Raw genomic sequence first — 9,777 nt, forward strand, 5'->3', positions numbered from 1 at the left:
CGTCACGGACCACGCCGTACCGCTCCAGGTCGGTCGCGAGCCGCTGCTTGCGGTGCGCCTCGGCGCGGGTCTGGCGGGTGGCGTGCGCCCACCAGGTCGTGGTCGAGGTCGCGCCCCGGGCTTCGCCGACCTCGAGGGTGCGGGCGTGCTCGGCGACCCGGAGCTCGAGCTCGGCGACCTGCGCCGACAACCGGGTCAACGCGACCAGGGTCTGCTCGGTCTCGGCCGGCGACATCGACCACAACGACGACTCCCGCACCGAGGCGACCCGCTCGGCCAGGTCAGCCACGGTCCGCGACACCACGTGCCGAGCCTCGGAGTGCGCCATCGCCGTCATGCCACCCACTCCACCAGCGACCACCGACAGTCCCAGACCCAGAAGACGAGTTCTCCACAGCCGGCGCAGCGCGGGCGGATCCCGGCACCCGTCGCTTCATCATGGGGTGTCGTCGAAACGTCGCTTCCCATGGTGAATTCGCCGTGGGAAGTGCCGGTTCACCTGCATCCCATGGTGAAGCCGCGACCACTCGACCTTCACCATCAGCGGGCAAGCCCACAGGATCGACACCCACCCCCTGACTGACGCAGCCTCGCCACCCACGGGCAGGTCCTCCCACACCAGCGCAACGCCCTCGCCCTAGGATCCCGGAATGGCCCAGAACGCGCGTCTCCTCGAGATCGCCGACGAGCTCTATGGTCTCGAGTTGCCCGCGTTCACGCCGGCACGCGACGCACGCGCCAAGGAGCTCAAGGCCGAGGAGAAGGAGCTGTCCGCGCGGGTCAGGGCGCTGCGCAAGCCCTCGCTGGCTGCCTGGGTCGTCAACGTGCTGGTACGACGTGACGCCGAGCAGGTCGAGCAGGTGCTGGCCGTGGGCGCCGCCCTGCGCGAAGCCCAGGCCAACCTCGACGGTGCGGAGCTGCGCGCCCTGACCAGGCAGCGTCGCCAGCTCACGGCCGCGGTCACGACCCGGGCCCGGGCGCTCGCCAGGGACCTGGGCGTGAGGGTCACCGGCAGCGTCGCCGACCAGGTGGAGGCGACGCTGACGGCCGCGATGGTCGACGAGGAGTGCGCCGGGGCGGTGCGCAGCGGATTGCTGGTGGCACCGCTGGCCAGCACCGGGGTCGGCGGGACCGACGTGGCCGGGGCCGTCGCCCTGCCCGACGCCCTCGGCTTCGCCGCGACTCCTCGTGTCGAGGTGCCGCCGGCCCGACCGGAGCTGCACGTCGTACCCGATCCCGAAGCCGACGCCAAGGCGATCGCGGCCGCCCGGGACGCTCTCGAGGACGCGCAGGACCAGCTGGACCAGGCAACCCGGGCGCGGGACAGGGCGACGGCCGACGTCGAGCAGCTCGAGGCACGCAGCATGCAGCTCCAGGGCGAGATCGACGAGTTGCGCCGGCGGCTCGCGGACGCGGAGACCCGCGCCGAGGAGGTCGACGACGAGCTGGCGGACGCCGAGGACGTCAAGGCCGAGGCCGAGGACGCGCTGGCCCTCGCCGCGAAGGAGCACAAGGCCGCTGCCGCAGCGCTGGCCAGGCTGGACAACTAGCCCTGCGCGGAGGCGTGGTTCGCCCAGCCGAGCGACCGGGTGACCGCCTCCCGCCAGCGGGCATGGCCGGCGTCGGCACGTGTCCGGTCCGGCTCGGGCTCGAAGCGACGGTCCAGCTGCCAGGTCTCGCGCAGGTCGTCGGTGGAGGCCCAGACCCCGGTGCCCAGCCCGGCCAGGAACGCCGCGCCCAGGGCCGTCGTCTCGGCCACCCGCGGACGCTCGACCGGTACGCCGACCTGGTCGGCCTGGATCTGGCAGAGCAGGTCGTTCGCGCTGGCGCCCCCGTCCACGCACAGCGTCCCGCTGCCGCCGGGCGCGAAGCCCGGCATCGTCTCCAGCACGTCGCGCACCTCGAAGGCGATCGCCTCCAGGGTGGCCCGGACGACGTGGGCCCGAGTCGTGCCGCGGGTCATCCCGATCAGCAGGCCGCGGGCGTGCGGGTCCCAGTGCGGAGCGCCCAGCCCGGTCAGGGCCGGCACGAAGACGACGCCGTCGGTGTCCTCGACGGTGGCGGCGATGGCGGCGGTCTCGGCCGCGGACCCCACGATCTGCAGGCCGTCGCGCAGCCACTGGACAGCGGCGCCGGTCACGAAGATCGCGCCCTCCAGGGCGTAGGTCATCTCGCCGTCGGGGCCGCGCCAGGCAGCCGTGGACAGCAGGCCCGCCTCCGAGCGCTGGAGCGTGCTGCCGGTGTTGGTCAGGATGAACGAGCCGGTGCCGTAGGTGCACTTGGAGTCGCCGACGTCGAAGCAGGTCTGGCCGAAGAGCGCGGCCTGCTGGTCACCGGCGATCCCGGAGATCGGCAGGGAGAGGCCGCAGAAGCTGCGTGGGTCGGTGGTGCCGATCTCGCCCCAGCTGGGCACCAGGTCGGGCAGGGCGTCGCGGGGGACGCCGAACAGCTCGCACAGCTCGTCCGACCAGTCACCGGTGGTCAGGTCGAACAGCAGCGTCCGGGAGGCGTTCGAGACGTCGGTGACGTGCCAGGTGCCCCGGGTCATCCGGGCGACCAGGTAGGAGTCGACGGTGCCGACGGCGTACCGGCCGGACTCCACCAGGTCCCAGGTGCGCGGCTCGTGCTCGGCGATCCAGCGCAGCTTGGTGGCGGAGAAGTACGGGTCCAGCCGCAGGCCGGTGAGCTCGCTGACCCGCGGCTCGTGACCGGCCTCGCGCATCCGGGCGCAGATGTCGGCGGTACGACGGTCCTGCCAGACGATCGCCCGACGGGGCGCCCCCAAGGTCTCGCGGTCCCAGAGCAGCACCGTCTCGCGCTGGTTCGTGATCCCGATCGCGGTGAGCTCGCCGGCGTCGCAGCGGGAGAGCACCTCGCGGGTCGCCTGCAGGGTCGCCTGCCAGATCTCCTCGGGCGCGTGCTCGACCCAGCCGGGCTCGGGGAAGTGCTGGGCGAACTCCTGATAGCCCTTGGCCACGATCGCGCCGTCGGGGGAGACCACGACTGCGGTGACGCCCGTGGTGCCGGCGTCGATGGCGAGCACGCTCATGCGCTGGGGGCCTGGGTGCGCAGGAGTTCCAGGATCCGCTCGTCGACCCACGAGCCGTCGGCCGCCACGCGCATCTCGTAGTTCTCGGTGCCCACCCAGGCGTGGAAGTCCCGGGCACCCAGGGCCTGGGCGCGCTCCTCGAGCTCGCGCTCCAGGTCGGGGGTGACCGGCACCCGCTCCTGCTCGGTGGAGGCGGTCAGGTACAGGTCGTTGAGGTCGAGCAGCCGGGCCAGCTCGGTGATCGGGTCGGCGTGGTCGTCGACGCGCAGGTCGACGGCGATGTCGTCGAGGCCGCCGTACCCGGCCCCGTCCCGGACCACCAGGATCGCGGCCGACTGCCTGCCCCGGGCGTCGCCGCCGGCGTCGTCGCCGGCGGTCAGCGAGGCCAGCAGTCGACGGGCCAGCGGAGCGTCGTCGTCGGAGGTCTCCCAGGCTGCCTGCATCGACTCGACCACCTCGGGCCCAGCCAGCACGTTGCCCTGGATCGCGTAGCCCTCACCGGTGGCGCCGCCCGCCCAGTCCAGACAGGCCGGACCGGTGTGGGTGGCGGCGGTGCCGTCCATGTCGACGATCCCGACCTGGCGGTGGTCGCGGTTCTCGTCGTCCTCGAGCAGGCGTTGCAGCGCTACGGGCGCGGTGGCGCCGTCGTCGAGGTGCGCCAGCGCCAATCCCTTGTAGGCGACGTTCGCGTCCGCCTGGGTGGCGATCGCCCCCACCCCGGCCACCGCGGCCGGCACCGCCGAGCCCACCGCGAGGAACTTCGAGGCGACGGCCACCCCCCAGGACTCGCCGTCTGCGGACCGGGCCACGATCGAGAAGGTCATGGCGCGGACCCTACCGACAAACCGTTTCCGGGTTGTCGGTACGACGAGGCACCATGGACGCGTGCTGCAACGTCTCGGGTTTCCCGCCGTCGGCGAACACCGCCGCTTCGTCACCGCCATCGCCGTCGACGCCGTCGGCAGCGGCGTCTTCATGCCGGTCTCGATGCTCTACTTCCTGGCCGTCACCGATCTCACGCTGCTCCAGGTCGGCTCGGCGATCTCGCTGGCCACCCTGGTCTCGCTGCCGCTCGGTCCGGTGGTCGGCAGCCTGGTCGACCGGCTGGGCGCCAAACGGCTGCTGCTGGCCGGGAACGCGCTGCAGGCGGCCAGCTTCGCGGCCTACCTCGTCGTCGACTCGTTCGCCGGCGTGCTCGCCTGGACCGTCGTGGGCGCCCTCGGCCGCACCTGCTTCTGGGGCTCGTTCGGCAACATCGTGACGACCATCTCCCAGCCCGGCCAGCGCGAGCGCTGGTTCGGCTTCCTGGGGGCCCTGCGCAACGTCGGGTTCGCGATCGGTGGACTCGCCTCCGGCCTGGCGGTGACCATCGGCACCGACTCCGCGTTCGCCGCCGTCGTTGCCGTCAACGCGATTTCGTACCTCGTGGCGCTGTGGTTGCTGCTCGCGGTCCCGGAGGTACGGCCCACCGCGCACGAGCCCCTGCCGGGGAGCTGGCGCACCGTGCTGGCCAATCGCCCCTACCGCCTCCTGGTGCTGGCCCAGGCGGGCTACTCGCTGCCGATGATGATCCTGAACTACGCCTTGCCGGTGTACGCCGTCACGGTGCTCGACCTGCCCGGCTGGGTGATCGGGGTCGTCTTCACGGTGAACTGCCTGATGGTCGGCTTCGGTCAGGGCCTGGTGGTCAACGCCATGTCCGGGCGGGTGCGCGTGCGCATGCTGCTGCTGACCCAGGCCGTGTTCGTCGCGTCGTACGCGATCTTCCTGGGGGTGAGCGTGCTGCCCGTGCTGGCCGCGACCGCGGTGCTGGTGCTCGGGGGAGTCGTCTACACGCTGGCCGAGCTCACCGGTGGGCCGGTGCTGGCCGCCCTCGCGGCCGAGGCGGCTCCGGACCACCTGCGGGGTCGCTACCTCTCGCTGGTGCAGATCGCCTGGAACGGCACCGGCGCGGTCGCGCCGGTGATGTTCGCCTGGCTGCTGGAGCGAGGCGCGGCGCCGTTGTGGTGGGTGATGGCGGTGGTGGCCCTCGCCAGCGCCCTGGTGATCGCCGCGCTGGGTCGCTCCATGCCCGAGGCAGCGGATCGGGTGATGCGCCGCCACGAGCAGACGGTGGCGGCGTGACCGTGTGGCGGGCTAGGGTCGACCCGACGATGTGAACGATCCAATCGAGGAGTGAACATGCGTGTCGGAGTACTCACCGGGGGCGGCGACTGCCCCGGACTGAACGCCGTCATCCGGGCCGTGGTGCGCAAGGGCGTGCAGCAGCACGGCTTCGAGTTCATCGGCTTCCGCAACGGCTGGAAGGGCCCCCTGGAGGGCTTGACCATGCCGCTCGGCATCGAGGAGTGCCGCGGCATCCTGCCCCGCGGGGGCACGATCCTCGGCTCGTCGCGGACCAACCCGTTCTCCATCGAGAACGGCGTCGAGCGGATCCAGGCCAACCTCGCCGAGCACGGGGTGGACGCCCTGGTCGCGATCGGCGGCGAGGACACCCTCGGGGTCGCGACCAAGCTGGCCGACCTCGGCGTCAACGTCGTCGGCGTCCCGAAGACCATCGACAACGACCTCTCCGGCACCGACTTCACGTTCGGGTTCGACACGGCCGTCAACATCGCCACCGAGGCGATCGACCGGCTGCACACCACCGCCGAGTCCCACCACCGGGTGCTCGTCGTGGAGGTGATGGGTCGTCACGCCGGCTGGATCGCCCTGCACTCCGGCATCGCGGGCGGCGCGAGCATGGTGCTGATCCCGGAGCAGCCCTTCGACATCGAGGAGGTCTGCTCGCAGGTCGAGGCCCGCTTCCAGAGCCAGTACGCCCCGATCGTCGTGGTCTCCGAGGGGGCGGTGCCCGCCGACGGCGGCGACATGACCCTGGTCTCGGGGGAGAAGGACGAGTTCGGCCACGTCCGCCTCGGCGGGATCGGGGACCGCCTCGCCCACGAGATCGAGCAGCGCACCGGCAAGGAGGCCCGCGCGGTCGTCCTCGGCCACGTGCAGCGTGGCGGCACGCCGACCGCCTTCGACCGTTGGCTGGCCACGCGCTTCGGGCTCCAGGCGATCGATGCGGTCGCCGACGGCGACTTCGGCACGATGATGGCGTTGCGGGGCACCCGGATCATCCGGGTGCCGCTCCGGGAGGGCACCGCCGAGCTCAAGCTGGTCAGTCCCGAGGAGTACGCCGAAGCCGAGGTCTTCTTCGGATGAGGAGTCCGGCACGGGCTCCGCGTAGGCTTGAGAAGTGAGCATCCCCGACCTCGAGACCCTGCACGCCCTCGGGCCCGCCCAGCAGCCGACGTACCCCGACCGGGCGGCCGTCGACGCCGCCGTCTCCCGGTTGCGGACGGTCCCGCCGCTGGTCTTCGCGGGCGAGTGCGACGACCTCAAGGAGAAGATCGCCGCGGTGACCCGCGGCGAAGCCTTCCTGCTCCAGGGAGGCGACTGCGCGGAGACCTTCGCCGGCGTCACTGCCGACAACGTCCGCAACAAGCTGCGGGTGCTGCTGCAGATGGCGGTCGTGCTGACCTACGCCGCCTCGGTGCCGGTCGTGAAGGTCGGCCGGATCGCCGGGCAGTACGCCAAGCCCCGCTCGTCCGACCTCGAGACCCGCAACGGCGTGACGCTGCCGGCCTACCGTGGCGACGCCGTGAACGGTTTCGACTTCACCCCCGAGGCACGCGTCCCCGACCCGCAGCGGCTCGTGGACGTCTACAACTCCTCGGCGGCGACACTCAACCTGGTGCGCGCCTTCGTCACCGGTGGGTACGCCGACCTGCGCCAGGTGCACGCCTGGAACACCGACTTCGTGCGTGAGTCGCCGGTCGGTCAGCGCTACGAGCGGATCGCCGGCGAGATCGAGCGGGCGCTGACCTTCATGGAGGTCATCGGGGCCGACCCCGACGAGTTCCACCGCGTCGACTTCCACTCCAGCCACGAGGCGCTGGTGCTGGAGTATGAGCACGCGATGACCCGGATCGACTCGCGCACCGACACGCCGTACGACGTTTCGGGGCACTTCGTCTGGATCGGCGAGCGCACCCGTCAGCTCGACAACGCCCACGTCGAGCTGCTCAGCCACATCCGCAACCCGATCGGCGTCAAGCTCGGCCCGTCGACCTCCCCGGACGACGCCCTCGCGCTGGCCGCCAAGCTCAACCCGGACAACGAGCCCGGCCGGCTCACGTTCATCACCCGCTTCGGCGCCGGCAAGATCCGCGAGGGTCTGCCGCCGCTGGTCGAGAAGGTCCAGGCGGCCGGGGTCGAGGTCGCCTGGGTCTGCGACCCGATGCACGGCAACACCTTCGAGGCGAGCTCCGGCTACAAGACCCGCGCCTTCGACGACGTGATCGAGGAGGTCCAGGGCTTCTTCGACGTGCACCGCTCGCTCGGCACCTGGCCCGGCGGCATCCACGTCGAGCTGACCGGCGACGACGTCACCGAGTGCGTCGGTGGCGGCGAGGAGCTGGCCGAGATCGACCTCGGCAACCGCTACGAGTCGGTCTGCGACCCGCGGCTGAACCGGGTGCAGTCCCTCGAGTTGGCCTTCCTGGTCGCCGAGATGCTGCGCAAGGCCTGAGGGTGATCGACCTCCGCAGTGACACGCTGACCCGACCCACCGAGGCCATGCGTGCCGCGATGGCCCGCGCCGAGGTCGGCGACGACGTCTACTCCGAGGACCCGACCGTGGCCCGGCTCGAGGAGCGGGTGGCCGGGCTCTTCGGCCATGAGGCCGCTCTCTTCGCCCCGACCGGTTCGATGGCCAACATCCTGGCAGTCCGCTCGGTGGCCGGCGTCGGCCAGGAGATCCTCTGCGAGGCCAGCGCCCACATCGCGCGCGCCGAGCTCGGCGCCCACGCGGCCTACACCGGGGTGACGATGCGCACCTGGTTCCACCCGCGCGGGCAGGTCGACCTGTCGATGATCGAGACGATGTTCGCCCCCGACATGGGGCCGTTCTTCGTGCCGACCGCGGCGATCTCGGTGGAGAACACCCACAACTTCGCCGGGGGAGCGGTGCTCGGGATCGAGGAGCTGCGGTCCCTGCGGGAGTTCGCGGACGACGCGGGCGCCCGCGTCCACATGGACGGCGCCCGGATCTGGAACGCCCACGTGGCCACCGGCGTCGCGCTCGCGGAGTACGGCGCGATCGCGGACGTGATGGCGGTCTGCCTCTCCAAGGGGCTGGGCGCACCGGTCGGGTCCCTGCTCGTCGGCAGCGCGGAGACCGTCGCCGACGCGAGGGTCTGGCGCAAGCGGATGGGTGGCGGCATGCGTCAGGTCGGGATCCTGGCTGCCGCCGGTCTGCACGCCCTGGACCACCACGTCGAGCGGCTGGCCGAGGACCACGCCCATGCGCGGCTGCTGGCCGAGGCCTGCGGCGTCGACCCGGACAGCGTGGACACCAACATCGTGGTCGTGCCCCGCGACGACGCGGCCGACTTCGTGGCCGCCGCCCGTGAGGCCGGCGTCGCCGTGGCCACCGTCGGGCCGCGGACCGTCCGGCTGGTCACCCACCTCGACGTCACCCGCGACGACACGGAGAAGGCCGCCGCCGTGCTGGCCCGGCTGGTCTGAGGCCGCTCAGCCGGGAGAGCCGACCAGCGCCACGTCGCTGATCGCCGTGTAGTCGCGTGATGCCCGCCCGGCCCCCGGGCTGGACACCTCCAGCAGCCGCAACCGCACCCGGGACGTCGTCACCGGGTCGATCTCGAGCTGCTGCAGCGACCGGTCCTCGGTCAGGTCCTGGGTCACCGACGAGCCGTCGTCGAAGAGCCACTGCACCCGCAGCACCCGACGGTTGCCGCGGTACCAGTCCAGCCCGCGCCCCGACGAGTCCCGTGCCGACTTGGCGTAGCCGTTGACCAGCCCGACGACGCTCAGGGTCGTCGGCTCCGGCAGGTCGAAGGTCAGGATCTCGCCGGTGCCGTCCCCGGCCATCCGCCAGCAGGTGGTCGGCACGCCGTCGAGCAGGTTGCCGGCCTCGTAGCGGACCAGGTTGCCGCTCAGGTCCTGGTTCGGCGGCGCCGTGGCCGGCACCTCGACCGCGGCGAACCGCGCCACGTCGACCGGCTCAGCGCTGGGGCTCGCCGCGGGTGGGGCGCTGCTCGACTGCGCGGTGGGCGACGCGCTCGGCGGCGTCCCACGGGCCAGTGGCGCGGTGGCGGGGGCCGAGCGGGGAGCGGGGTCGGCGGTGAGCAGCCCGACGCCGAACGCCGCCGCCAGCGCCAGGAGCACCAGCGCCACGATCCAGCCGATCCACGCGCGCGCCTGCCCGGGCCCACGATGCGCCCGGGCCGGCGCGCGGGCCGGCGGCGGGGGCGCGGCGACGGGCTGGTCGGGCGGATCGAGCAGCACCGGCTGCACGGGGTCACCGACCCGGTGGCCACAGTTCAGGCAGAACCGACCGAGGCCCAGGGCATGGCCGCAGCGCACGCACTGCTCCATGGACCCTCCTGCTTCGTCGGCTGCGGACCGCGCCAGCGTAGGCGACACCGAGTCCCGGGGGCAGGTCGCGCCGTCAGCTGCTGCGGGCCAGGGTGCTCGCGTCGACACGGCCCACGGCGGCGGGCAGCCGTCGTACCGCCTGGGCGAGCTCGCGCAGCTCGGCGCCGAGCAGCGCCTGCGGGCCGTCGCACAGGGCCGACTCCGGGTCGGGGTGGACGTCGACGATGATGCCGTCGGCGCCCACGGCGATCGCGGCCCGGGAGAGCGGTACGACGAGGTCC

General features: G+C 72.6%; 8 protein-coding genes and 2 pseudogenes. 5 read left to right on the forward strand and 5 right to left on the reverse strand.

The window, feature by feature from the left end:
- Positions 1-328, reverse strand: a pseudogene (locus ABZE72_RS13310) (HNH endonuclease); the annotation flags it as partial.
- A gap of 322 nt (positions 329-650) precedes the next feature.
- On the opposite strand from ABZE72_RS13310, the gene ABZE72_RS13315 reads away from it, so the two are divergent.
- Positions 651-1,550 (forward strand): hypothetical protein, encoded by a 900-nt coding sequence (locus ABZE72_RS13315; RefSeq protein ID WP_372729517.1) that lies wholly within the window; start codon positions 651-653, stop codon positions 1,548-1,550.
- Here the strand turns inward: ABZE72_RS13315 and glpK are convergent.
- Together glpK and ABZE72_RS13325 are read right to left on the reverse strand one after the other, a co-directional pair.
- Complete coding sequence (gene glpK / locus ABZE72_RS13320; RefSeq protein ID WP_372729518.1) at positions 1,547-3,049, reverse strand: glycerol kinase GlpK; 1,503 nt, start codon at positions 3,047-3,049, stop codon at positions 1,547-1,549. The genes ABZE72_RS13315 and glpK overlap by 4 nt on opposite strands.
- Positions 3,046-3,873 (reverse strand): DUF1028 domain-containing protein, encoded by an 828-nt coding sequence (locus tag ABZE72_RS13325; protein ID WP_372729519.1) that lies wholly within the window; start codon positions 3,871-3,873, stop codon positions 3,046-3,048. Before ABZE72_RS13325 ends, glpK begins: the two co-directional genes overlap by 4 nt.
- A gap of 61 nt (positions 3,874-3,934) precedes the next feature.
- Here ABZE72_RS13325 and ABZE72_RS13330 point away from each other — a divergent pair, with 61 nt between their 5' ends.
- From ABZE72_RS13330 to ABZE72_RS13345, 4 genes are read left to right on the forward strand one after another with little or no spacing between them, the layout of a single operon-like run.
- The gene (locus ABZE72_RS13330) at positions 3,935-5,173 is read left to right on the forward strand and encodes an MFS transporter (RefSeq protein ID WP_372729520.1); all 1,239 of its coding nucleotides are present in this window, start codon (positions 3,935-3,937) and stop codon (positions 5,171-5,173) included.
- A 57-nt stretch (positions 5,174-5,230) separates the two neighbouring features.
- Positions 5,231-6,259: a 6-phosphofructokinase gene (locus ABZE72_RS13335; protein WP_372729521.1), complete on the forward strand. Its 1,029-nt coding sequence runs from the start codon at positions 5,231-5,233 to the stop codon at positions 6,257-6,259.
- 34 nt (positions 6,260-6,293) lie between these two features.
- Positions 6,294-7,628: a class II 3-deoxy-7-phosphoheptulonate synthase gene (locus tag ABZE72_RS13340; protein WP_372729522.1), complete on the forward strand. Its 1,335-nt coding sequence runs from the start codon at positions 6,294-6,296 to the stop codon at positions 7,626-7,628.
- A 2-nt stretch (positions 7,629-7,630) separates the two neighbouring features.
- Positions 7,631-8,626, forward strand: a complete 996-nt coding sequence (locus tag ABZE72_RS13345; RefSeq protein ID WP_372729523.1) for a low specificity L-threonine aldolase — start codon at positions 7,631-7,633, stop codon at positions 8,624-8,626.
- Positions 8,627-8,632: 6 nt separating this feature from the next.
- On the opposite strand, the gene ABZE72_RS13350 is transcribed toward ABZE72_RS13345, so the two are convergent.
- On the reverse strand, positions 8,633-9,496 hold the full coding sequence (locus ABZE72_RS13350; protein ID WP_372729524.1) for a hypothetical protein: 864 nt from the start codon (positions 9,494-9,496) through the stop codon (positions 8,633-8,635).
- Between the two features lie 73 nt (positions 9,497-9,569).
- Positions 9,570-9,777 (reverse strand): annotated as a pseudogene (locus tag ABZE72_RS13355) (3-deoxy-7-phosphoheptulonate synthase); the annotation flags it as partial.

Source organism: Nocardioides sp. (genome assembly GCF_041600255.1).
In the GTDB taxonomy this organism is placed as follows: domain Bacteria; phylum Actinomycetota; class Actinomycetes; order Propionibacteriales; family Nocardioidaceae; genus Nocardioides.